Source organism: Dawidia cretensis, assembly GCF_018598175.1.
Classification (GTDB): domain Bacteria; phylum Bacteroidota; class Bacteroidia; order Cytophagales; family Cyclobacteriaceae; genus Ohtaekwangia; species Ohtaekwangia cretensis.
On sequence record NZ_JAHESE010000017.1, the window covers coordinates 21,291 to 45,271 of the forward strand.

The window sequence follows — 23,981 nt, forward strand, 5'->3', positions numbered from 1 at the left end:
TGTAACTACACGACAAACGGAAGAGACTTCCGTAAAGGGGTTCTATTAAACGCTCAATACAACAATACTATACTAACTATACTTTCAATAGCTACAGCATTATTACATACACACCAGCTATCGATCTTATTGACCATTGAACGCTCAAAAGTATCAGTAGATTTTAAGTTCCCCAACGGTTTGTAAGGTTTTATTATTTTATAGACAATTCTTTACGGAAGTCTATTCAAAAAACATAGCCGGTGCGTTAGCAATCGTTGGCACCCCCCAACGGCACCAGTATCTGCCACGCCTGGAAAGGCAGGCACCGATGCCATCACGCAGACGGCAAAGAATACCTGCTCAGGCTTCGAGAAGAACGTGACGGCGGCTGCCAAATAAGACGCTGCCTGCGAACGTGCTCAACCCGGTCGTGAAAAGAAAAACTACCAGAATAACTGGACCGGCGGCGGTCTGTCCAGCAGAGTTTATTTCTATACAGTGACCAACGCTTTCTGTCCTGACAGAAATTACAAAGGCACTGTTACCATATCCAAGTAGCTTCACCTACCCTTCATAGGGTAGGTGAATTCCCGGATGGTCCCTTCCAAAAGGTGTTTATCAGCAACTGCGTCACTTATAGTGCGAGTGCCTTGCTATCGATAATGAGTCTAAATTAGTTTTGCGGCTCATTCGTATACGATCATCTATGCACCATCTTTCCACGAACCTTTTTAGAATCATCTTATTTGTTTTGCTGCTGGGCGCCACGACGGCATTTGCCCAGTCGGGCAAAGTAGCCGGCACCATTAAAAATGCTGCAGGCGAGTCACTTCCCGGAGCGTCGGTCATGGCCGAAGGCACTACCGGCGGAACCGTGTCGGACGCCGACGGCCACTATGAGCTGAGCCTGGCACCAGGCCAGTACCGGCTTTCTACCTCTATGGTGGGCTATACGCCGCAGGTAAAAAATGTTACTGTCACCGACGGCTCGTCGCAGACCTTTGACTTCGAGCTGGCGGAAAACGACAACGTTTTACAGCAGGTCGAGATTATCGGCCGTAAGGAACAGTCGTATAAAAACTCCCAGACCTTTATTGGTTCGAAGACCGAGCTGGCCGCGAAAGATCTGCCGCAGTCGGCCGCCTTCGTTACAAAGGAGCTGATTGCCGACCAGGGCCTGATGCGTGTAGGCGAGACGGTAAAGAACATGAGCGGTGTGAGCCAGTTTACGACATACGACGATATTACGATCCGTGGCTACCGCATCAATGGCCAGAGCAATACACAACTTCTCAACGGCATGCGCACCTCTTCGGGGTTCTGGAAACAGCCGCTGGCCAACTACCTGGAACGGGTTGAAGTACTGAAAGGTCCTTCTTCCGCGCTGTTTGGCAACGCTACACCTGGCGGCGTAGTAAACCGGGTGACGAAGAAGCCGTTGGATTATCAACGCAATTCCCTGGACTTCTCGTTCGGCAGCTTCAATACTTTCCGGGCGCTGGGCGACTTCACCGGCCCGGTGAACGACGGCGGTAAGCTGCTTTACCGCATCAACCTGGGTTATGAGGACGCCAATTCATTCCGCGACCTGCAATTCGACAAAAACATTGTCATTGCGCCCTCGCTTTCATTTTTGGCCTCGGAGAAGACCCGGCTGAACCTGGATATTATTTACAACCAATCGGACAGCCGGCTGGACCGCGGACAGGCCACCATGCAAAACGACCTGTACTCGACGCCCACGTCCCTGGCACTGAGCTCGGCCAACGACTTCCTGAAAGAAAACACCTATAACATTTCGGTATCGCTCAATCATCAGTTTACGGAGCGGCTATCATTCAATGTAGCGTATCTGAAGACGGGCTACAACGAAGACCTGCTCGAGCACCGGAGTGCCAATGCCTATGCGCGCGACGAGCAAGGCCAGGCGATGACCGACCATATCGCGATGCAGGTGTTCCAGCGCAAGCGCAGACGCTACAGCGACAACCTGTCGGCCTTCCTAAACTATACGGCGCACACAGGCGCCATCGAGCACAAAATCCTGCTGGGCCATGACTATGCACAAGACGAGTTGCCGCCCGGCGCCTCGCAGATTACAGCGGGCGGATACCTCAACAGGGTCGATGCCGAGGGTAACGCCATCCTCGTACCGAACGTGCCGCACTTCGACCTGCAAAACCCGTTGGCCTCGCAAGGACTGAAAGACATGACGAAATATACTTATGTAACGGCTGCCCAAGCCCCGACGTTCTACAACCTGCACGGTACCTATGCACAGGACCTTATCAAGTATGGTAAATTCCAGGCACTGCTCGGTGTTCGTTACGAGCGTTATATAGACAAAGTAGGCTATCGTACAAGTGACGAAAAGAACGTACGTCAAAATGCCTTCCTGCCCCGCGTGGGCCTGGTATACGCATTGCTGCCACAGATCAATCTGTATGGCACGTATGTGGAAGGTTATAATCCACAAACGGCATCTTCCATCTCGAACCCCAATGCCGGCGGGCCGTTCGACCCGCTGACAAGCAAGATGTATGAAGTTGGCGCTAAAAGCGAGTGGTTCGAGAAACAATTGTCGATGACCGTTGCCGTATACCAGATCGAGCAACAGGGTACCCTGCTGAACGCCAACGACCCTGGCAATCCGGAGTTGTTGCGCCAGATCGGCGAAGACCGGTCGCGGGGTATCGAGTTAGATATATTGGGACACATCCTGCCGCACTGGAGCATTCTTACCACGTATTCGTACAACGATGCCTCTATTACAGAAAGCTTCAACGAAGCAGAGGTAGGCCGGCAAATGCCCAATGCGCCACATCACCAGGGAAGCTTCTGGACGCGCTACTCGATTCCGCGTGGAGACTTCACGGGCCTGGGCTTCGGCATCGGCACCAACTATGTGGGCCGCCGTGTTCTGAGCATCAACGCCCAACAGTCTATCCCGGACTACGTGCTGGTGGATGCCGCCCTGTACTACACGGTGAACAAAGTCAAGATCCAATGTAACTTCAACAACATCTTCGACAAAACATACTGGGTGGGCGGCTATGACTACATACGCCTCTTCCCCGGAAAGCCGCATAACTTCCTGGTGACTTTAGGGTATACTTTCTGATATACGGATCATGATTAAACAAGCTCTTCTTTTTTTACATCGCTGGCTCGGCATTGTCTCCGGCATTGTTGTTGTCGTGGTCAGCATTACCGGCGCCATCTTTGTATTTGAAGAAGAGCTTTTTCAGGTCTTCCACCCTGCCCTCACGCACGTCGAGCCGGGCGAGACCCTGGTCGACATCAATACGCTGAAAGCCTCTGCGCAAGCTGCCCTCGGCCAGGAGAAGACCATTAACTTTGTTTCCATTTACGGAGACCCAAGTCGCGCCTATTATTTCTCTGCCAACAAGCGAAATGCAGAAAGCACGTCGTGGTGGGAGAAGGATGAGATCCTTTATTACAACCAGGTTTTTGTAAATCCCTACACCGGCCAGGTGCTGGGCACCATCGATAAAAGCACCGAGTTCTTTTATTTCATGCGCCGCATTCACCAAAACCTGCTGCTGCGCCGCGACATTGGCAATATGATCGTGGGGTGGTCTGTCACCATCTTTGTCTTTATTCTCATTACCGGCATTGTGCTGTGGTGGCCGCAACGTGTGGCCCAGATCAAACAGAGCATCGCCATCAAGTGGAACGCCAAATGGAAGCGCGTAAACTACGACCTCCACAACGTCCTGGGGTTCTATGCCTTTATCTTCGCACTGATTATTGCCCTGACCGGCCTCACCTGGTCGTTTGTGTGGTGGGAAGAGAGTGTGTTTAATGCGATGGGCTCAACGAAAAAGGATGTTGCTTATCTGAACGTACGTGACACCACCGATACCGCCACGGCAGAAGGTGTTACCCGCGCATGGCAAGACGTACGGCAACGCTACAACGCCGACAAGCTCCTGCGTGTAACCTTTAACTTTCCCACCAAAAAGAACGCCCGTGTCGGCGGTTTGGTGCACTATCATGGTGATTCGTGGTGGAAGAACGCAGACTATGTCTATTACAATGGCGCCACCGGCGATCTCTCGTTGTTGGTAGACCACGAAGCGAAAGGGCTTGGAATGAAGTGGCGCAATTCCAACTACGACATCCACACCGGCAAGATTTACGGCTGGCCCACGCAAGTGCTGGCTGTATTTGTATCGCTAATCTGTGCGTCACTTCCGATCACGGGCTTTATTATGTATCTGCATCGGCTGAAGAAAGAGAAGAAGCGGACGAAAAAAGCAAGGAAGAAGGATGCTGCGGCCACGCCTGCCATCGCCAACATCCCCTATAAGCCGCGCATGCCGGCTAAGCGGGTGGAGGTAAAATTGAAGTAAACGCTGTTAGCAATAAAAATAGGCCGCTCGATCGAGCGGCCTATTTTTATATTGCTTCGGCTGTAAAGCGGATAGAAGATTCTCAGAATTTGTACCCGATCGTCACACGGTAGTTACGCATAGGCTCGGTCTGCCAGTAGTACATTCCATAGTACGGAGCGCCAGACTGCAGTTTGGTATCGAAGATATTGTTCACGTTGACCGACACCGACATTTTTGTAAATTGGTAAGAGACCGCACCATCGAAACGGGTGATGTCAGGCATGTCCGGATCGTTCGCTCTTGTCCACTGTCCATACCAGTTTGAGCGTTTCGACGCATGCTGCACCCCTGCGGCAATGCCGAGGCCACGTACAGGGCCTGCCGGGAAACGGTAGTTCAACCATACGTTCGCAATATTCTTGTCAGTACCCGGCACCTGCTGATCGACCAGATCATCGCTGACGTCCTCTGTTATTACTGCATCGGTATATGCATAGTTGGCGGTAATGTCCAGGCCTTCGAAGAGCTGCCCACGGATATCAAATTCGAAGCCGCGTGTACGGCTTTCACCCAACTGAACGGAAAAAAACTGGGTAGGTAGCTGATCTGGATCCGGCACCAGGACTTTATCCTTCAGAATTTCATATACTGACACCGTTGCTGTCCAGCGTCCACCCAGCCATTCACGCTTTATGCCAATTTCCTTGTTGCTGGCTTCGACAGGTACGTACGCTTCCCCGACACGGTTATTACCGGTTTGTGGTAGATACGATTCATCGTATACAGCATATACGCTGGTCAGGCTGTTAATGGAATAGCTCAAACCGATACGCGGAGTAACTTTATCGTCGGCGTCCTGGTCCATGTTTTTAGCACTCGTATACCGGGCAGCCAACGTTACACGCAATTTTTCTTCAAGGAATCGTAGTTCGTCCTGAACATACAATGCCGAGTACTGACTGGTCGACTGTAACCCACGCTTGCGGATGTCCAGGCTTCGATCGTATACCGGGTACGCTGAGGCCGGCACAAATCCATATTGGGGATCATATACATTAAGCTTCCCAAAGACACCACTCGTTGAATAGTCGTTATACACATCTTTCGAACCCATGTCGATACCGGCAAGAATGCGATGTTTAACAGCACCCGTCTGCACGTCGCCGTTCAAAAAGAACTGTCCTACCTTTACCGTGCCCAGCACGTCCCAGATGCCGACGCCGCGTATCAACGTGTCGCCCGCGAAGCCCGTCGGCCACAGGCTTTCACCTTCCTGGCTAAACCGCAGGTATGCCAGCTGGCTGGTAAATTTCCAGTTCTCGTCAAGGCTATGCGAAAATGTGAGCATAAGCGAATGGTCGCGGATTGTCGTCGGCGACATATTGGCTTCCATCGTCGTGAAGTCATCGGCAACCCGCTCGTCATAGACCTTGGTCGGCGACCAGGCGTAGCTTGACCCTAACGGAGACATCTGCGCATACTGCAGGTTATACTCGGCCGTAAGGGATGTTGTCGGATTAAATTGGAATTTCACAACCGGTGCTACTGAAACGCGGTTGTTGTATTCAAACTTACGTTGCGTACCTTTCTCCTGCCCCATCAGGTTCAGGCGATATAATACCTTACCGTCCTTGCTCAGTTTGCCATCAAAGTCGAGCGTGCCGCGGTACGTACCGAAGCTACCAATGGTCATGCCCATTTCGCCCTTCGTGATACCGGTAGGCTTCTTTGTTACTACGTTATAAAACCCGCTCGGCTCGCCGGCCGCCAGCATAAAACCTGCCGGGCCTTTTACGAACTCGATACGCTCTACCATACTCATGTCTTCGGTCATGGGGCCCCATGATGTGGTAACGTCCATACCGTTGCGGAAAGACGCTACACGCGAACCTCTCATCACAATGCGGGCATAGTTCTCCCAGTGGTCCGAACGGCTGGCGCCGCTGACGTTACGGGTTACGCCTTCCTGCATGTCGAAGATCGCTTGCTCGCGCAGCACCTGGCCGCTTACCACCTGGATGTTCTGTGGCGTTTCGATCAGCGGGGTTTTGAGGCGCAACGAAACAGAAGGATAGTCCGTCACGTGCTGACTGGGGTTTGCCGTGACGACAATTTCCTGGAGCTCTTCGTCGTCTTCGGCCATGGCAATGGCCACGGACGCCGACTGGCCACCGGTAACGTCGACAGACTGGGTAATGGTCTGCAAACCCACGCTGCTGGCAACAACGGTGTAGGTACCGTCTTTTACGCCGGTAATTTCGAAATTACCATTGGCATCGGTCATTACGCCTTTGCTCGTACCTTTCAGATAGACGTTTACAAACGGCACAGGTTGTCCATCATTTGATTTTACGGTACCGGTCACTTTCCCGGTCTGCGCATGGAGCGCTCCTGCCGTGAGCAGCAGGAATAAAAACATGTAGAGTATGCGATTCATGTGTGTAGAATTGATCTATAGTTCTGAGTTTGAGTTTCAAACCACGCACCCATAGATTTTTATCACCTGGGGTGCGGTTGGAGAGGGCGCGCAAATATGCGGAGAAGTGTTTTGTCAGACACAAACCTATTTGGAATTGTTCTAAATATACCCTATGCAGGGTATACAGCACCCAATAAAGGGTAGCCTGAGATATAGTAAAAATCACTACCAACGGTGATTTTGCAGATTGACCGGCTCACAAACCAGGCCAGTGGTTCTGAACACCACAAACGTTTTCACTGATAGAGAATTGGATGACCTTACGTTAAAAAGAGGTTATGTATCACCCGTGTCAAAGCCCTGGCATCGTTATCCATCAATTATACCCGACATATAGCATTCCCGAGCGCAGGGATGTTATTGTCATGCTTTACATATGCTTTTAGTATGAGATAGGTAGGAAGTTGATACGGGTAAAACCTGTTTTGCTATCAGATATCCATAGGACATTATGGGAAATTATGGGAATAACTGGGACATTATAGGACATTATGTGTCATTATGATCCATTTGGGACACCCGGCCTTGTCCATCCATAATCTTTTGCCGTATCTAGCATTGATATGGCAAAACAAACGGGTATTCTCAAATTCACGGGTAAGCTAGGTAACAGGGTATACTACTACCATCGCTACTTCGGCTATTTAGTCCGGAAGATTACGTCTGTGGATGCCCACCGTATCCGCACCGATCCGGCGTTTGCGCGCGTGCATAAGCATAACGTCGAATTTGGTGTCTGTGCGCATGCCGTCAAATTGTTGCGCGCAGCCTTCCATCCGCTTTTCGCAACGCTCGCGGATAGCCGCATGACCAGCCGGCTAACCAGCGCGATGCTCGCGGTGCTGCATGCCGACAACCAGCACCTCCTGGGCCGACGTGTATTGACCGTTGAAAACATGTCATCGCTAAAAGGTTTTGAATTCAATAACAATACCCGCTTACACAGCGTGCTAATGGGCACTCACACCGCCGCTATAGATCGCAAAACAAAAACCTGCACCGTATCGCTACAAGCATGCCCCACCGGCCAATTCGTGAAGGCGCCTAAGGCTGCCACGCATTTTCAACTAACGATGGGGATAGCCGCAATCAACCATCGTAGCGGGCAATATGTCCTGCACACTCAAACAGGACCGCCGCAAGCCGTCAGCACGCGCTCGCATAACTCTATTACATTGATCAACCCGTTACCCCCTGTAGAAGGCGGCACGGTGCTGATGACATTGGGAGTAGAGTTCTTCCAATACGTAAACGGCATCTTATGTCCCTTGCGCGACCGCCAGCAGCAAGCGCTGGCGATCGTGCTTGTGGCAACCGGCGTGCGCCGGCCCGCAAGGCATTATCGGGTGCATGCCCCTAATCGCTCACGACGACCGATGTCACGCCGCCTTCGGCACAATGCTCGGAAAGTTGTTTCGGATCAACCAACGGCCGCCTTCCTGCACCACTACGATATACGAGGTAAACCGCAGCACAGCGCTTTCGAGGTAGACTTTGGCCGTGGCCAGATTGCCAAACACTTCCACCGACGCGAAGTCGACGGTACGGGGTGAGCCTCCAAAGCGTTTGGTTTCTACGAGATGTTTGTATTCTGCTTTGGAGAATGTAAAGATGCCTGTATCACCGAAGAAGCCGTCTTGTACGTTTTGGTAGTCGGCGTGTAGTACTTTTTCGAGGAGCGCTGGGTCGTTTGTGTCGCCACCTTTCAGAAATTCACGGATGGTGTTCTTTACAGCTTCGATTGTTTGTTCTTGCGTATTCATAGTTTAATTGTTTAGCAGTTGAGTGATGGATTGTTGGTAAGTGGTTTGCCAGTCGTCGGTAAAGCTGCGCATGGCGGTGCCCCCTACGGTAATGATACGTACGTCATGTATGCCCATGAATGCGAGCATGTCTGTGAGGTAATACTCAAAGTTCTCGGTCGTGCGCAGGCCCGGGCGCCCGTCGCCCATGGCCATGATGACGTACCCTGTCTTGTTGTGTAGTAGTCCTTCGTATTGGCTGCCGTTGCGCCGAAAAGTTTCGTTTGCACGGACCACCAGGTCGAACCATGCCTTCAGCGTAGACGGGATGCCGAAATTATACATCGGGCAGGTAATGAGTACTTCGGGCGCTTGTTTGAGCTCATCGCATAGGTGGTTGCTGAGCGTGAGCGCCTGCAGGTCTCGCCGGCCCGTAAAAAATGCATTGGCTACTTCGTCTGATAAATGCGGCAGCGGCTCGTGGCCAATGTCGCGGCGTAGAACGTCGCCTTGCGGATAACGATGTTTCCACGCTTCCACAAAAGCGTCGCCTAATGTCCGGCTGAACGATCCGCGCCGGCGTATGCTGGCATCGATGCGCAATAGTGTCTTCATGTTTGTTGCAATATTTGTGTAGAAGACAACCCGTCGCGATAGAACGTGACAAGAAATGTTACGAAATCATACGAAGTTTTTCGGGGGCTACAATGGAGAAGATATTGCCAACCTGGCCGTCGGCGGTGATCTCCAGTACGTGGCAGTTATACAATGCGCCGTTCTTATAGAAACATATTGCTGGCTGGTGATTGATTGTCGTAAAGGTATGCTCGGTGTCGCGCAGGAATAACGTGTATATATGCTGCAGTAGTCGCGCGGCGGCTTCTCTGCCTACGGCTACATCTTTCACAACCTTCACGCTGCGGCCACCGTCGGCCATTAGCCGGATGTCCTCTACCAGCAAGTGCTCGAGTGTATCGAGGTCCGCGTCCAGGATCGATTGAATGTATTTTTCCAGCACGCCCTGTGTGGGCATATCGGCGCGGACCGGCGTTTGATCCAGGGACTTACGGGCCCGGGTGAGCAACTGCCGGGAGTTCTCTACCGTGGTGTCCAGCACGTCTGCTATCTCTTCGTGGCTGTAGCCGAACGCTTCTTTTAAGATGAACACTGCCCGCTCTTTGGCATTGAGCTTTTCCATTAACACCAGCAGGGAATAGCTGGCGGTCTGCTCTTTGATCAGGTTGAGATCGGGACTTTCGGTGGCCATCGGTTCCGGCAGCCACACGCCGTAGCCTTTTTGTTTTTCCGCTCGGTTCTTAAAATTGATGGAGGCGTTGATAACGGTCTTGATGAGGTAGTTCACCTCGTGCTCGATATGACGCTTGTCGAGTGTGATGTATTTTTCCATTGTGCTCTGTACGAGATCCTTAGCGTCTTCGTATGAGCCGACGATGTTGTAGGAATAGGTCAATAACTTGCGGTACGTGGCGTCCATGGCTTTGCTTTGGGGTCAAGACAAAGATAGACGGGGAAACGTGACAGGTTTCGAACGTCGTAGGCATAAAAAAAGGAGGCTTTCCGTAACCAGCGGAAAGCCTCCAACCAAACTAACTCCCTATGAAAGAGTTAAACCTTAATCGACATCCCACCACAACGGGGTGCCGCCAGTGTCAGGACCACCCATCGTTGAGATGATACGGTCCAGTGCAAATTTGTTAGTCGAGTATTCGCTTTGTGCAAAGCCCAGACGTTTTATGAATCCCGTGATCTTGCCACCGCTGTTGTTGACAATGACGGGGTAAAGTCTCGGATAGCCTGTGCGCCGGAATTCACTCCAGGCTTCCTGACCTTCGGGGTACATGGCAATCCATTTTTGCGTAATGATTCGCTCCAGCTTGACCTCCGCTGACGCACCTTCTTCCCATTTGATGGTAACGGTACTCAGGTTGGGGTCGCCGGCTTTAATATCATTCTGATCTTCAGTAACAGCTTTCGGATCGATGTATTCGCTGGAGGAATGTTCGTCATCGGCCAGATAGGTGGCTAACGAGCCTGTAACGCCATACTGTTCAAACGATCGCTGAATGGCCTTTTCGTAATTGTCACCGGCTATGCCAGCACCCGCCCAGCTTTTCAATGCTGCTTCAGCTTTCAGGAACCATGCTTCCGCCGCTACCATCAATTGAATCTTATTCCCGAAGGTCACCAGCTTCGAGTAATCAGCGTACCGCGCCTTCTCATCGATATTGATACCCTGGCGGATACCAATGTACTGGCCTTCTACGACGTCATCGCTTGCCGGCAAGGCATAGTAAGGTAAACGTGGGTCGTTGTATCCAGTCATTATAGCACCCAGTGGTGCGCCAATACGAAGATCACCCCAATCGTTGTTGATGACGTTCAGCGGATGCACGGCTGTTTCGATATCCACCAGGAAATTATCGGCATTGCTGTCCAGCAGTCCACCACTGTTTGCCAGTGCGGCTTCGCCCTCGGCCTTCGCCTTTTCGGGTGCTACGTTAGAAATGCGAATTGCCAGGCGCAGGCGCAGTGTATTCGCGAACTTCAACCACTTGGAGTAGTCCCCGCCGTACACCAGGTCGGCCGATGCGAACGCGGTGGAAGGCTGCTGGCCAGAAAGGTCTGTCAGGATTTCGATGGCCGTCTTGAGATCTTCAAAGAATGCGGTGTACGCTGTTTCCTGTGTATCGTAGTCAACAGAGCCATCCGGATTAGGCTTCATATACTTGGTATAGATGATTGGCCCGTAGATGTCGCTTATCCGGTGCATAGCTTCCACTTTCAGGATTTTGGCCATGGCGTGTGTGTCCCGTCTGTCAGCTTTGTTTCGCGTACTGTCTTCGACAACCGTCAGCGGTTTCATCGCGTTGTCGTAGCCTACGTTGAACGCAGTCTCATTCCAGCCTGCTACCAGCGCATAGGTCATGTTGTTGGTGTTGCCCTGGTACGGGTTAGGCGACATCATATAGCCGCTGTATATATCCGCATTCAGGTTTTGCTGCACCTGGTACTGCCACGACGGGTTAAAAACATAGATGTTGCGCTGCCCTGATTTCAGGTTAGTCAGGATGAGATCGTTTACGTCGACCGTGGCGTTTACTTCGCGATCGGTAATGCCGTTCGGATTTGAGTTCAGCTCGTCGAAATTATCGGTACAGCTGGTCAGCGCCGCGGAGACCGCCAATGCGCCAACGAATTTATATATAGAGTTCTGGGTAATCATACTTTCAGTTTTTTTGATTCGCTTGTACTTGCATTAGAATGTACATTTAAGACCAAAGCCGATGCTACGCGTCGAGGGAATTCCAAACGCGTCCACACCCTGCACGCCGTTGCCGGAGCTCATGGAAAGTTCAGGATCGAACGGCGCATCTTTCTGGAAGAAGAACAGGTTGCGTCCTACCACCGATACGCGTATGTCTTTTACAAACTTCAGCGTCACCGGCACGCGGTAGCTGAGGGAAAGCTCACGCAAGCGGAAGTTCGTTGCGCTATACATATAGTATTCTGAAATGCCGTTCCGGCCGCCAACGGTTTGGTAGAATGTTGCAGCAGGCAGGGGTCCTTCGAAATCACCGATTGTGGTGGCACCACCGTCCTGGCTCTCCAGGGCCGGAATATTCACGCCGCCACTATTGCGGGCGTCAGCAGTTTCCTGTGATACGCCGTGCTCATCCAGGATCGCTTGTGTAAGGCTCATTACCTTTCCGCCCACTCTTCCGTCGATGAGAAGGTTCAGCGTGAAGTTCTGATAGGCCACGGTGTTGTTCCAACCTAATGAATATTTCGGCATCGGGTTACCCAACAGTTGGAAGCCAGCAGGATCCATGAGGGGTTTGCCTGTATTGTCAACCACAATCTTACCATCCTCACGCAGGAACTTCTTGCCGTAGATATCGCCAAAGCTGCCACCTTCTGTCAGGTATAAGCCATATGAGTTATTGCCCGGCTCTGTCAACGGATATTTACCATCGCCCAGCGGGATGCCGGTAACAGTGTTCTCATTCCTGGAATAGTTCAGCGAGGTGTTCCACTTCACAGCATCGCCGTTCAATACTTCATACCCTATGGCGAGCTCGATACCTTTATTTTCCACGCTTCCGACGTTCACACCGAGCTTCGGTACTCCTGAACCACGGGTGGCGGGGATGTTGAAGAACTGGTTCTTATTCTCAATCTTATACCATGTAAAGTCGAACGTCAGGCGATCGTTGATGAATCGCAGCTCCGTTCCAATCTCCACTGTATTTTGTTCTTCAGGTTGCAGCTCACCCAGCGGCCGGAAGGCCGACTGCACCGACTGACCTGCGTTATAGGTGAGCGTCTCTGAAGTAGAATAGGCCGGTAGCCCGTTACCAATTTTGGCATACGATCCACGTACTTTTGCAAAACTGATCGCTTCCGGGAGCGTTGCCAGCTCGGTCACGATAAAGTTCAATCCGCCGGAGTAGTAGAAGAAGCCTGAGCTCTTGTTGGAGGTATAGGCAAAGGAAGAGGACCAGTCGTTACGAGCCGTCAGGTCGAGGAAGATCGACTTCTTATAGTCAAATGATGTAGAGCCAAAAAGACCTTGCGTTTCGATCTCGTGTCCTGTACGGTTAAGTGCTTGCAACGCGATGCTTGGCTTCACGGCACCGAGGGTAAATACGTTGGCAAAGGCCAGGTCCGATCCTTTTGAGTCGACGTTGTCTTGTACGAACTTCTCGCGGCGAATAGAAGCACCTGCACTAAAGGTCAAGCCGAAGTCTTCTGACAGCGCACGATTGCCTGTCAGGATCGCATCTGCATAACGCACGGTGCTATGACCATCCTGCAATACGTAGCGGCCATTGGGATCGGCCAGTGTAGCTTGCGTCGACGCATGCACTTTTTGCTCATATTCATCTACGACGTCGCTGACGTTGCCACGTACCTGCAGTTTCAACCAATCCGTGAAATCGTACGTCAGACCGACTGATACAAATACATTCTGACGCGTCAGTTCATTTTGATTCCGGTTCAGGATCCAGTAAGGATTTTGCTGGTTATCCAGACCTGTTTTGCCTTCATCTTCATTTATGTTCCACCAGTTTTGTGAATAGATGTGGCGTGTAGACGAATAGTATTCAGATTTATCCTTGTAGTAGTCAAAATCCTGTCCGCGCGGGAACAGGTAAAGACCCGTGAGCGGGTTGAAGTACATGCCACCCGCCATGCGGTTATGTGTCTTCTGGTATCCCAGAATCGCATTGCCATCAACGCTGAACTTGTCGCTTACGTGCGCTGTCTGGCGCAAGTTTACAGTATGCTGATCGAAGGTAGACGTGGGCAGGATGCCGTTGTTGCTGGTATTAGAATAAGAAAGATAGGTCTGTGCCTTTTCATTACCCCCCGTAACCGACAGGCTATTGATCCAGGTTGTGCCGGTATTGTAAAATGACTTTGCGTGATCTTTGCTGCTGCCTTTCGCACCCCAGCTATAGGGGCTGTCTTCATCCGTCTGCAGGTATTCATACTGCAGGTCCGGGCGGTACATGGGGGTATCAAACGTGATGTTTGAAGAGAAGTCCACCTTTGCGGCGCCATTTTTACCTTTTTTGGTTGTAATGAGAATAACGCCGTTTTGGCCAAGGCTACCGTAGAGGGTAGACGCCGATGCACCTTTCAATACCGACATACTTTCAATGTCTTCCGGGTTGATCATGCTAAGGATATCGCCTCCGTCGCGTGAGCTCCAGATGTCGGCCGTCTGCGCACTGTTTGTAGAAGTGATAGGAACACCGTCAATTACTATCAATGGCTGGTTGTCACGGGTCGACTTCTGACCACGCAACAAAATGCGGGCCGAGCCGCCGGCACCCGCCGAGCTGCGGTTGATTGTCAGGCCGGGCACCTTGCCTGCAAGAGAGTTGACGAAGTTTACGTCTTTCGCCGTGGTGAGCTGGCTACCTCCTACCTGCTGTACCGAATAGGTCAGCGTTTTGGCATCCTTTTCAATACCCAGGGCGGTAACGACTACTTCCGATAACTGGGTAGCATCTTCCTGAAGCGAGACGTTTACTGTTGTTTGATTTGACACCGGCACTTCCTGAGTCAGGAAGCCGATGAAAGAGATTACGAAGACGCTGTTGGGAGAGCCTGTGACGTCCAGGGTGAAATTACCGCCGGTGTCTGTAGCGGTGCCGATACTAGTTCCTTTAATAAGTACGGAGGCGCCGGGAATCGGAGCACCGTCTGCCGCCGAAGTGACCTTTCCGGTCACAGTCTGGGCGAATGCCGAGACGCTGGCCAATAGCAATAACGTGACCAGTCCGAGTAGACTTTTCTTCATTTGGATTGGGTTTGGGTTAAAATTTTATTCTTCGTGAATCGCCGCAAGCCGAATATTCTAGCGGCAAATCCACGATCGAAAGTAGATTATGAAAGAAATAAAAGCAAGAAAATTTTTAAAATGTGTACGCACACATTTACTTTGTGTGCGAGAACATTGAAACTCACCGTTTTGGCAACATTTTCTTATCACTCACGAAAATTGTTTTTTTGAAGTATGGTCGAGAAAAACATCAGGATCAAAGACATCGCCCGCCTGGCGGGTGTATCAGTCGGAACCGTGGACCGTGTACTGCACAACCGCGGTCGCGTTTCACCGGAGGCGCTTCAAAAAGTCACTGCCGTGATGGAGCAGATCGACTACAAGCCCAACCTCCTGGCACGTACACTGGGCTCTAATAAAAACTACCGCATTGCCGCGATCCTGCCCGATCCCAACCAGGACCCCTACTGGGCACAAGCCAACCTGGGCATTACGCAGGCCCAACTGGAGTGGGCACAGTACGGTATCCAGGTAGAGCTGTTTTTGTTCGACCTGCTCGACCGCGACTCGTTTCAAAAGACCGCGCATCGCGTGCACCTCGCACGGCCCGACGGCATTCTGATCGCCCCGACCTTCTACCATGAAGCGCTGCCCATCTTCGAGCTCTTCCGTGAAACCGATACTCCTTTCGTTCTTTTTAACACCAACATTCCCGAAGCCAAGTCGCTCAGCTTTATTGGTCAGAATCTGCACCAAAGCGGACGCGTCGGCGCCGAGCTCATGAACCTGGGCCAACATGAGAAAGGCACGCTCGCCGTGCTGCACATCGACGAAGACATTCAGGACTCTGTTCACTTGTTGGAAAAAGAACGTGGCTTCCGCGAATACTTTAAAGAGAAAAGCAAAGTCGCGTTTGATATCGTCGACTTTAATATGAACCCGAAAGACCCATCGTTTGAAGATCAGTTCAAAACGTTGCTGGACGACAAGAGCCTGCGCGGTTTGTTTGTGAGTACTTCCAAGGGCACAGCAGTAGCGGCTTCGATCGTGGAGAAATATGGCCGCCAGGACATTCGCCTGGTGGGCTACGACTTGCTCGAAGAAAACCTGCGCTATTTAAGAGCGGGCGTCATTGACTTCCTGATCAATCAGAACCCGAAGCGGCAGGCGTCGCTGGGCATCAGCCACCTGGTTAACCACCTCATGTTTAAAAAAGGCACGCCGGCGACTGATCTCTTCCCGCTGGAGGTCATCACGCAGCAGAACGTCGAGTCCTACCTCGGCTCGGGCATTCACTAGTCCGGCATATACCGGTTTTCCGGCTGATTATTCTATTTTTGCAGCGCCATTGGCGATGCCCTGTATGAAATTTGACCTTCTTGCCACGGACGCTGGTTCGTCTGCCCGCGCCGGCGTGTTGCACACCGCCCACGGTGTGATTGAAACCCCCATTTTTATGCCTGTCGGCACGGCAGGATCGGTTAAAGCTGTGCACCAGCGCGAGCTGGAACAGGACATTCAGGCCCAGATCATCCTGGGCAACACATACCACCTCTACCTGCGCCCCGGACTGGGCGTGCTGGAAAAGGCCGGCGGCCTGCATCGTTTCAATGGCTGGAGCAAACCCATCCTGACCGACAGCGGTGGCTACCAGGTGTACTCGTTGGCCGCCAATCGTAAGATCACCGCCGACGGGGCGACCTTCAAATCGCACATTGACGGCTCACGCCACCACTTCACCCCCGAAAACGTGATGGACATTCAGCGCACCATCGGCGCCGACATCATCATGGCCTTTGACGAGTGTACCCCGTACCCCTGCGAATATGCCTATGCCAAAAAATCGCTGGACATAACACATCAGTGGCTTAAGCGCTGTGTCGACCGCATGCAGACGACGGAACCCAGGTATGGGTACGACCAGGCTTTGTTCCCGATCGTGCAAGGCAGCGTCTACAAAGACCTGCGCGAGCGCTCTGCGGAGTTTATTGCTGCGCAGAACCAACCCGGCAACGCCATTGGTGGCCTGTCTGTAGGTGAGCCGCATGAAGATATGTATGCCATGACCAGCCTGGTGTGCGCTATTCTGCCGGCCGACAAGCCGCGGTACCTGATGGGCGTCGGCACACCGGAGAACATTCTCGAGTGTATTGCTTTGGGAGTGGACATGTTCGATTGTGTCATGCCCACACGCAATGCCCGCAATGGCATGCTTTTTACAGCTGATGGCATTATCAACATCAAGAACGAACGGTGGAAGGAAGACCTCTCGCCGATCGACGCAACGTTGGGCGGCTATGTCAGCAGCTTCTATTCGAAGGCCTACCTGCGGCACCTGATGATCAACAAAGAAATACTCGGCTCGCAAATTGCTACGATCCATAACCTTACATTCTACCTGTGGCTGGTAAAAGAAGCCCGCAAAAAGATCCAGGAAGGCACCTTTGCTGCCTGGAAAAACGACATGGTGAAGCGAGTACGCGAAAGACGCTAAGACTATGAAGCTACTGGACAAGTATATTCTGAAAAACTTCCTCAGCACGTTCTTTTTCGTGGTGCTGATCCTGCTGGCCATCATTACCGTGATCGACATGACGGATAAGATGGACAAGTTTGCCAAGGCCCAGTTGAGCTCCGGGCAGATTGCGCTCTATTACCTGGACTTTGTTCCCTGGATCGGCAGCCTCGTAGCACCCATCACCATCTTTATCGCCACGGTATACATCTGCGCACGCATGGCCGGGCACACCGAGATCATCGCCATGCTCAGCTCCGGCATGAGCTTCAAGCGTATCGTGGTGCCGTTCTTTATCGGTGCGGCGATCGTCGCGGCGCTCATGTTTGTGCTGAATGGTTGGGTTATTCCTAACTCTAACAAACGGCGCGTAGCCTTTGAGGTACAGTACCTGAAAAACAAATACTACTTCGACAAACAGAACATTCACATACAGGTGGCGACCAACACCTACCTGTATCTAAAGAGCTATAACAACACCAACCAGACGGGCTATCAGTTCAGCATGGAAACGTTCCAGGACAACAAGCTGATGGAAAAGCTGACCGCCAGCCGCATCGAGTGGGACACGGCAAAATTAAAGTGGACGCTCCGCGACTGGCGTCTGAAGCGGGTGGAAAAGATCTTTCGCACGGTGGGCACAAATACGGCCGGCGATACCACACTGGTCAGGACCGGCACCGAGCTCGACACCACCCTGGTAATCCACCCGAAAGAATTTGAAAGCGACTACCGCAAGTACGACGGCATGACCATGAACGAGCTGAACGAGCACATTCATACGTTACGCTCGCGCGGCTCTACCGGAATCGAGACGTATGAGGTAGAATTGTATACGCGCTATACGGCTCCGTTTACAATTTTCATTCTTGTCTTTATGGGCGTGATCGTATCGTCGCGTAAAAGCCGCGGGGGCACGGGCGTACAGATCGCACTGGGCTTTGCGCTTTCGTTCATCTTTATTCTGTTTTTTACGCTTTTCAGAACGTATGCCGAAAACGGGTCGGAGTCGCTTACACCGCAGATCTCCGTCTGGATTCCCAATATCATCTTTGGCGCGGTAGCACTTTGGATGTATAAATACGTGCCTCGCTAACCAACCATGGCTTCTCGCAACGACTACGTCAAACTTCATTTCATTGTTTTCCTGTGGGGCTTCTCCGCGATCCTCGGTAAGCTTGTTTCCATTCCCGCCGTCGAGATGATTGTGTGGCGTGCGCTGTTCTCCTTCGCGGGCATGGCGCTCGTTATCCTGGCTACCCGCGGTAGCTTTGTCGTGAGCACACGCGACCTGATCCGGCTGTTGCTGATCGGCGCCATTGTCGCCTTTCACTGGATCGCCTTCTTCGGTGCTGCCCGCGTCTCCAACGTATCGGTGAGCCTGATCGGCTTTGCCACCAACTCGCTCTGGGCGGCCGTACTCGAACCCTGGTTCAACCGTACCCGCATCAAGAAATTTGAGATTGCCCTGGGCCTGGTAGTGATCTTTGGTCTGTACGTTATATTCTCCTTCGACTTTCAATATAAGCTCGGTTTGCTGATGGGTATCGCGGCTGGTTTTACCTCGGCCTTGTTCTCGATCTTCAACTCCCGCGCGGTTAAACACCTGCAGCCGTTTACGATCACGTTCTATGAAATGATCGGGGTTTTCCTGGCTACGTTACTTTTCCTGCCTGTATATCAATATTTCTGGGCGACTGATCAAGCGCTTCGCCTCATTCCTACCGGTATGGATTTGATATATATTGCCATTCTCGCCGGTGTTTGCTCGGTCTATGCTTACTCCGTGGCGGTGGAGCTTATGAAACGTATTTCTGTTTTTGTTATTCAGCTGAGCCTTAATCTGGAGCCTGTCTATGGCATCATCATGGCTACGATCATCTTCGGCTCCGCCGAAAAAATGGGATGGAACTTTTACGCCGGTACGTGCATCATTATGCTGGCGGTTGGGGCGTATCCTGTCTTGAAGAAGCGCGTGGCGGCCGCCCGCGAGCGCGCTGGCACCAAGTAATACTCTACGCCAGTCTGGATACTGGCTGCAGCCCCCTTAAAACCATCTACGAATTTTTTCGTAAATAGTATTGCATATCTCCCAGCCGCCGATTAACATTGTACTACGAAAACATTCGTATATGAGTGACAAGCCTCTGAAACCCACCGAAAAAGAGCTCGAGATCCTTCAAATTTTGTGGGAATACGACGCTGTATCCGTCAAAGACGTACACGAAAGCCTCGGCGGCGAAGCCATGAACGGCTACACCACCATTCTGAAGCTGATGCAGATCATGACCGAAAAAGGCCTTGTATCGCGGGAGCGCAGTGGCAAGCTCCACCTTTACAAAGCCGAATTGTCGCAGGAAAGCACCCGGCAGCAGATGGTCGATAAAATGATCGACACTGTCTTTCAGGGCTCTGCCGCGCAGCTGGTGCTGAGCGCGCTGGGCAACAACCGCTCTTCGAAAGAAGAGCTGCTGGAGATCCGCAAATATCTCGAAAAACTGGAAGGAGGTAGTCATGAGTAGCCTGTTGACCGAAGCCCTGGGCTGGACCCTCATTCATTCGCTCTGGCAAGCACTGCTGGTATACGGCACGGTGACGATCGTGCTGCGTATCATTCCGTCGCATCGCTCTTCGCTGCGGTATGTCGTCGCGTTGAGTAGCCTGGCCGTGGTGCTGGCGGCGAGTGCGGCAACGTTCTGGTGGTATAGCCAGGTCTCCGCGCACCCCACCGGTGCCGTGGGCATGACCTATACCTACATTGCTCCTGACATTGCTGCGCCGGCGCCGGCCAGCGTGTGGGAGCAGATGCTGACGCACGTGGCGGCACACATGGACCTGATCCTGGTGGTTTGGTTTGCCGGTGCGCTGCTGTTCTCGTTACGTGTGGCCGGTGGGGTGTGGTATGTCACGTCGCTCCGTCGTGCATCGTCACCCGTGGGCCACGCCTGGCAACAACGGCTGAATGCGCTGGTTCAACAACTGGACATCCACCGGGTCGTAACCCTGGCCACTTCTGTGCGTCTGCAGGCGCCGGTCGTGCTGGGGTATATCAAGCCGGTCATCCTGGTGCCGGCCGGCATGCTGGCGGGGCTGTCGATGGAGCAGGTAGAGACAATCCTGCTGCACGAGCTCGCCCACATACGCCGGCACGACTACCTGGCCAACCTGGCACAAATGCTGGTCGAAGCGCTATATTTCTTCAACCCGTGCATCTGGGCACTCTCCGCGCAGGTGCGTACCGAACGTGAGCACTGCTGCGACGATGCCGTGGTGCACTATGGCGGTAACGCCCGGGCCTATGCCACAGCCCTGGTACAGTTGGAGGAAGTACGTTTGCGTCAGACCGGTGTGGCGTTGTCACTCGCCGAAAACAAACATCAACTTCTAACGCGTATCAAACGAATTATGGAAAAATCTGTCCAACAAAATACCGGTCGCGAACGGCTGATACCAGCTTTCTTGTTAGTGATCGGTCTGGTATGCGCCTCCTGGGTCGCTTTCGCGCAAAACACCGCCGAAGGGGAACAGCAGCAGGCACTGCGGGAAACGGTAATTCTCAACGCCGATACCATTTTCATAGAAGGCCCGAATCCGAAAGAAAACAGTCGCGCCTACTACGAACGTCGTACAACGGTGACCATAGGCAAAGATGGTAAACCGCACGAGACCACCTCGGAGGTATACGAAGGCGACGAGGCCATGCGCGCAAGCATCATGGCATCTGTCTCCAGTCCCGACGTGCCGGACTTCCCGGCCCCTCCCGGACATGTCTTCGCCTTTGCGCCGATGGAACCCCTTGAGCCGATCGAGGTGCTCATTCCCAACGTAGACATTGTCTTCGAGGCAATCCCTCCCATTCCTCCCCTGGATTTTGTTTTTAGCGACTCACTGCCACGCGTACAACGATTTAGCCGCGAGGGTGCCGACATCGAAGCCATGCAGGAGGCCATCCTCGAAAAGATGAAAGAACAATTCGGTGATTTCTACGGCGCGCACCAGGCAGAATTAGAAAAGATCATTAAAGAAGCGGAAGCCGAAATGGCAAGGGCAGAAGTCTCGTTCCGCGCAGCCGATTTCGAGGCACGACGTGACATGTTTGAAGCCCACAGGCGTGAAGAAGACATGTACCGCAAAGAGGCCCGTCAGTATGCAGAAGACAGCAGGCGGAGAGCGGACCTGCAAAAGCACGAAGAGACACTGCGTGAAGAACAAGATAACGTGCGCGTAGTAGAAGGAAAACCCCGGCCCACGGGAATGGTACGCAAGCAACAAGATGTCGTGCGGGTAGTAGAGGGAAAGCCCCGGCCAACAAATGAAGCGCTGGACCGCTACCATGATGCCTTGCGGGAAGAATTGATCAAAGACGGTTATCTAAAAAAAGGTGAGCATCTTGATTTGTATGAAAACGATTCTAAAATGATCGTAAACGGCAAAGAGCTAAAAGAAAAAGACGCCGCCAAATACCGCAAGCTGCGCAAGAAATACGTAAAAGAATAACGCTACTGCGATCGGCATAAAAAAAGCTCCGGCAGACAATGTTCTACCGGAGCTTTTCATGTATACCTTATTTCCGCGTCAGGTCGATGTTGTAGACTACCTGAACCTGCACGCCAACATTATTTTCCTGCTGTGCACCGTTTGCTTTGATGAGCATCTGGTATAAAACGCCTGCCTGAACCGACAGTGGCTTGGCAAACTGGTAGCCAGCACCAGCGTATAGACGATTCTGATCAGGCTCGTGAAAGGTCACATTCTCTCCCCCACTGAGAAACGCCTCATTATAGACGCTGGCAAACCATGTTTTTGGATCGAGACTTGCGCGCGTCAATGGCAGCATCACCATCAAACGGTAGCGCAGGCGATTTTGAAAAACCGCATATCCCTCGTCCACGACCTCGCCAGCCCCCTTGTCTACATGCGTCTGCAAGAAACGCTGCTCCAATCTCACCCGGTGGCTCACATTCAGCCGGCGAACGGAGTGCTTATAGGTCACTTGTTCCCACAACCGATGCTCGTTGTTCTTAAACTTTGCCGGCTGCTCACCATACCGATGGTTCCACGTATATACATACCCAACGGGCACAAACGAGAAATGTTTGTTCAGCGTAATTTCCGCGCCCGTACGAAGCTGGTATTGCATCGGCTGAAAGGATTCTGCCTGCCGAAACTGCCCCTCCACCATGAGCGACGTCCGGGAGCTTACTTTCCAGTCGGTGGTCACCGAAACCCATTCAATCGATTGGTTTACGATTTCCCGGTCAATACCCTGCGCCACGCTTGCCAGCGAGCCCAGGGTTAATAAAATTAGAATTGTGCAAAACCATAGTAAACGGAACATCATCACCTCGCTAGTTTTGTTTTTTCACACAGTAAGCGGGTGTAAAGTTATCGTAGTTTTAATTTATTAACATTGAATTAACATTAGAGTAATATTAGTATTCCCTTTTTAACCCCTTCCAGGGCTACCGGAACCGAACAGGCTGCCCGTTCCGAAGCTCCTCGTAGGCTTCCGCCACGACCCGTTCACCGGGCTGCAATGCTCCAAACACTTCGACAAGTGAATCAACGGCATGCCCTTTATGCACCGGCAGCCACTCCGCAATGTTCTCATTCAGGCGAATCACAAACATTCCCTCCGTAGACTGGATCAACGCCGTGCGCGGCACAAACAAGGTCGACTTGTTACGCGCCACCGGCAGCTTCACTTCTGCATACATACCCGCCTTCAACTCGCCCTGGCGGTTATCCATATCAAACTCCGCCACCATTGTGCGGTTGCTTTCTTGTACGCTCCCGGCGCTACGCGCAAACTGCGCAGTATATTCTTTAGTAGGGTCGGCTTGTACCGTAAAGGAAACCGTGCCATTTTTCTGTATCGCATTCGACAGGTTCTCTGGCACCGACACAGTCAGGCGCAGGCGGGCGTGATCTTCCACCACAAACAGCGGCTTTGTGTTGCCTTCTGGCCCGACAAGCTCGCCCGGGCTAATATTCCGCTCGATGACTGTGCCATCAAAGGGCGCCGTTACAGTGAGGTAACTCACCAGCTGTGACTGTGCCGCCAGTTGTGCACGTGCCGCCGCAAGATTGCTGTTCGCCGCAGTTGCCAGCGCGCTATCGGCCAGCATGCGTGCATACGCCATGTCCAGCTCGTTGGCCGAGACTGCACCTTTTGTGCGACTCGTTGCCACAATACGCCGGTGGGTCAGGCCGCTCGCTTTCATCCTGGCCTTCGCTTCGATCAACGAGGCTTCGGCGGAAGCCTCTTGCGCGCGTGCATGGTTGAGCGATGCTACAAGCTCGGGCGCCTCCAGCACGGCGAGCACCTGGCCTTTGCGTACAACCGTGCCCCGGTCGGCTTTCACCACCCCTATATATCCTTTCACACGCGGAAAGATGTTTGTTTTATTCCACGGCTTCAACTCGCCGGGCAACACCGTTTGCAGCGACGGCTGCAGACTTTGTACAGTCACCGCATGCACCACGGGTACACTACTAGCCGCGGCAGTCTTTTTTTCTTCATGCCCGCAGGCAGTCAGCAACGCCAGGCACACGGCCGGCAATACGATAGGGAGACGGAACAAGTTCATAG

16 protein-coding genes are annotated in these 23,981 nt (G+C 52.4%); 8 read left to right on the top strand and 8 right to left on the bottom strand.

The features are described from left to right. Positions 1-688 precede the first annotated feature (688 nt). Together KK062_RS16515 and KK062_RS16520 are read left to right on the top strand one after the other, a co-directional pair. Complete coding sequence (locus KK062_RS16515) at positions 689-3,103, top strand: TonB-dependent receptor (protein ID WP_254085432.1); 2,415 nt, start codon at positions 689-691, stop codon at positions 3,101-3,103. A 10-nt stretch (positions 3,104-3,113) separates the two neighbouring features. Then, positions 3,114-4,358, top strand: coding sequence for a PepSY-associated TM helix domain-containing protein (locus KK062_RS16520; RefSeq protein ID WP_254085433.1), 1,245 nt, complete (start codon positions 3,114-3,116; stop codon positions 4,356-4,358). A gap of 82 nt (positions 4,359-4,440) precedes the next feature. On the opposite strand, the gene KK062_RS16525 is transcribed toward KK062_RS16520, so the two are convergent. The 6 genes from KK062_RS16525 to KK062_RS16550 form a co-directional block, all read right to left on the bottom strand. Then, positions 4,441-6,777, bottom strand: a complete 2,337-nt coding sequence (locus tag KK062_RS16525) for a TonB-dependent receptor (RefSeq protein WP_254085434.1) — start codon at positions 6,775-6,777, stop codon at positions 4,441-4,443. 1,421 nt (positions 6,778-8,198) lie between these two features. Next, a complete protein-coding gene (locus KK062_RS31065; protein ID WP_369075174.1) occupies positions 8,199-8,582 on the bottom strand; it encodes a nuclear transport factor 2 family protein in 384 nt (127 codons plus the stop codon). A gap of 3 nt (positions 8,583-8,585) precedes the next feature. Further along, the gene (locus KK062_RS16535) at positions 8,586-9,176 is read right to left on the bottom strand and encodes an FMN-dependent NADH-azoreductase (RefSeq protein ID WP_254085436.1); all 591 of its coding nucleotides are present in this window, start codon (positions 9,174-9,176) and stop codon (positions 8,586-8,588) included. Positions 9,177-9,234: 58 nt separating this feature from the next. Beyond that, positions 9,235-10,056, bottom strand: a complete 822-nt coding sequence (locus KK062_RS16540; RefSeq protein WP_254085437.1) for a sigma-70 family RNA polymerase sigma factor — start codon at positions 10,054-10,056, stop codon at positions 9,235-9,237. A 138-nt stretch (positions 10,057-10,194) separates the two neighbouring features. After that, on the bottom strand, positions 10,195-11,805 hold the full coding sequence (locus KK062_RS16545; protein ID WP_254085438.1) for a SusD/RagB family nutrient-binding outer membrane lipoprotein: 1,611 nt from the start codon (positions 11,803-11,805) through the stop codon (positions 10,195-10,197). A 33-nt stretch (positions 11,806-11,838) separates the two neighbouring features. After that, positions 11,839-14,892, bottom strand: coding sequence for a SusC/RagA family TonB-linked outer membrane protein (locus tag KK062_RS16550; protein ID WP_254085439.1), 3,054 nt, complete (start codon positions 14,890-14,892; stop codon positions 11,839-11,841). A 216-nt stretch (positions 14,893-15,108) separates the two neighbouring features. Here KK062_RS16550 and KK062_RS16555 point away from each other — a divergent pair, with 216 nt between their 5' ends. The 6 genes from KK062_RS16555 (at position 15,109) to KK062_RS16580 (ending at position 21,886) form a co-directional block, all read left to right on the top strand. Next, positions 15,109-16,173, top strand: a complete 1,065-nt coding sequence (locus KK062_RS16555) for a LacI family DNA-binding transcriptional regulator (RefSeq protein WP_254085440.1) — start codon at positions 15,109-15,111, stop codon at positions 16,171-16,173. Positions 16,174-16,237: 64 nt separating this feature from the next. Further along, positions 16,238-17,368: a tRNA guanosine(34) transglycosylase Tgt gene (gene tgt / locus KK062_RS16560; protein WP_254085441.1), complete on the top strand. Its 1,131-nt coding sequence runs from the start codon at positions 16,238-16,240 to the stop codon at positions 17,366-17,368. Between the two features lie 4 nt (positions 17,369-17,372). Further along, positions 17,373-18,485 carry an LptF/LptG family permease gene (locus tag KK062_RS16565; RefSeq protein WP_254085442.1) on the top strand — a complete coding sequence of 371 codons (1,113 nt, stop codon included), beginning with the start codon at positions 17,373-17,375 and terminating at the stop codon, positions 18,483-18,485. Positions 18,486-18,491: 6 nt separating this feature from the next. Beyond that, positions 18,492-19,400: a DMT family transporter gene (locus KK062_RS16570; RefSeq protein WP_254085443.1), complete on the top strand. Its 909-nt coding sequence runs from the start codon at positions 18,492-18,494 to the stop codon at positions 19,398-19,400. 121 nt (positions 19,401-19,521) lie between these two features. Continuing rightward, a complete protein-coding gene (locus KK062_RS16575) occupies positions 19,522-19,911 on the top strand; it encodes a BlaI/MecI/CopY family transcriptional regulator (protein ID WP_254085444.1) in 390 nt (129 codons plus the stop codon). Next, positions 19,904-21,886, top strand: coding sequence for a M56 family metallopeptidase (locus tag KK062_RS16580; RefSeq protein WP_254085445.1), 1,983 nt, complete (start codon positions 19,904-19,906; stop codon positions 21,884-21,886). Before KK062_RS16575 ends, KK062_RS16580 begins: the two co-directional genes overlap by 8 nt. A gap of 67 nt (positions 21,887-21,953) precedes the next feature. Here KK062_RS16580 and KK062_RS16585 read toward each other — a convergent pair whose 3' ends face one another. Together KK062_RS16585 and KK062_RS16590 are read right to left on the bottom strand one after the other, a co-directional pair. Next, positions 21,954-22,730: a DUF2490 domain-containing protein gene (locus tag KK062_RS16585; protein ID WP_254085446.1), complete on the bottom strand. Its 777-nt coding sequence runs from the start codon at positions 22,728-22,730 to the stop codon at positions 21,954-21,956. Positions 22,731-22,851: 121 nt separating this feature from the next. Next, on the bottom strand, positions 22,852-23,979 hold the full coding sequence (locus KK062_RS16590; RefSeq protein ID WP_254085447.1) for an efflux RND transporter periplasmic adaptor subunit: 1,128 nt from the start codon (positions 23,977-23,979) through the stop codon (positions 22,852-22,854). Positions 23,980-23,981: the final 2 nt, after the last annotated feature.

Excerpts from the sequence above, each read along its gene's own strand:
- KK062_RS16515 (WP_254085432.1), top strand. The coding sequence starts at position 689 with ATGCACCATCTTTCCACGAACCTTTTTAGAATCATCTTATTTGTTTTG.
- KK062_RS16520 (WP_254085433.1), top strand. The coding sequence starts at position 3,114 with ATGATTAAACAAGCTCTTCTTTTTTTACATCGCTGGCTCGGCATTGTC.
- KK062_RS16525 (WP_254085434.1), bottom strand. The coding sequence starts at position 6,777 with ATGAATCGCATACTCTACATGTTTTTATTCCTGCTGCTCACGGCAGGA.
- KK062_RS31065 (WP_369075174.1), bottom strand. The coding sequence starts at position 8,582 with ATGAATACGCAAGAACAAACAATCGAAGCTGTAAAGAACACCATCCGT.
- KK062_RS16535 (WP_254085436.1), bottom strand. The coding sequence starts at position 9,176 with ATGAAGACACTATTGCGCATCGATGCCAGCATACGCCGGCGCGGATCG.
- KK062_RS16540 (WP_254085437.1), bottom strand. The coding sequence starts at position 10,056 with ATGGACGCCACGTACCGCAAGTTATTGACCTATTCCTACAACATCGTC.
- KK062_RS16545 (WP_254085438.1), bottom strand. The coding sequence starts at position 11,805 with ATGATTACCCAGAACTCTATATATAAATTCGTTGGCGCATTGGCGGTC.
- KK062_RS16550 (WP_254085439.1), bottom strand. The coding sequence starts at position 14,892 with ATGAAGAAAAGTCTACTCGGACTGGTCACGTTATTGCTATTGGCCAGC.
- KK062_RS16555 (WP_254085440.1), top strand. The coding sequence starts at position 15,109 with ATGGTCGAGAAAAACATCAGGATCAAAGACATCGCCCGCCTGGCGGGT.
- tgt (WP_254085441.1), top strand. The coding sequence starts at position 16,238 with ATGAAATTTGACCTTCTTGCCACGGACGCTGGTTCGTCTGCCCGCGCC.
- KK062_RS16565 (WP_254085442.1), top strand. The coding sequence starts at position 17,373 with ATGAAGCTACTGGACAAGTATATTCTGAAAAACTTCCTCAGCACGTTC.
- KK062_RS16570 (WP_254085443.1), top strand. The coding sequence starts at position 18,492 with ATGGCTTCTCGCAACGACTACGTCAAACTTCATTTCATTGTTTTCCTG.
- KK062_RS16575 (WP_254085444.1), top strand. The coding sequence starts at position 19,522 with ATGAGTGACAAGCCTCTGAAACCCACCGAAAAAGAGCTCGAGATCCTT.
- KK062_RS16580 (WP_254085445.1), top strand. The coding sequence starts at position 19,904 with ATGAGTAGCCTGTTGACCGAAGCCCTGGGCTGGACCCTCATTCATTCG.
- KK062_RS16585 (WP_254085446.1), bottom strand. The coding sequence starts at position 22,730 with ATGATGTTCCGTTTACTATGGTTTTGCACAATTCTAATTTTATTAACC.
- KK062_RS16590 (WP_254085447.1), bottom strand. The coding sequence starts at position 23,979 with ATGAACTTGTTCCGTCTCCCTATCGTATTGCCGGCCGTGTGCCTGGCG.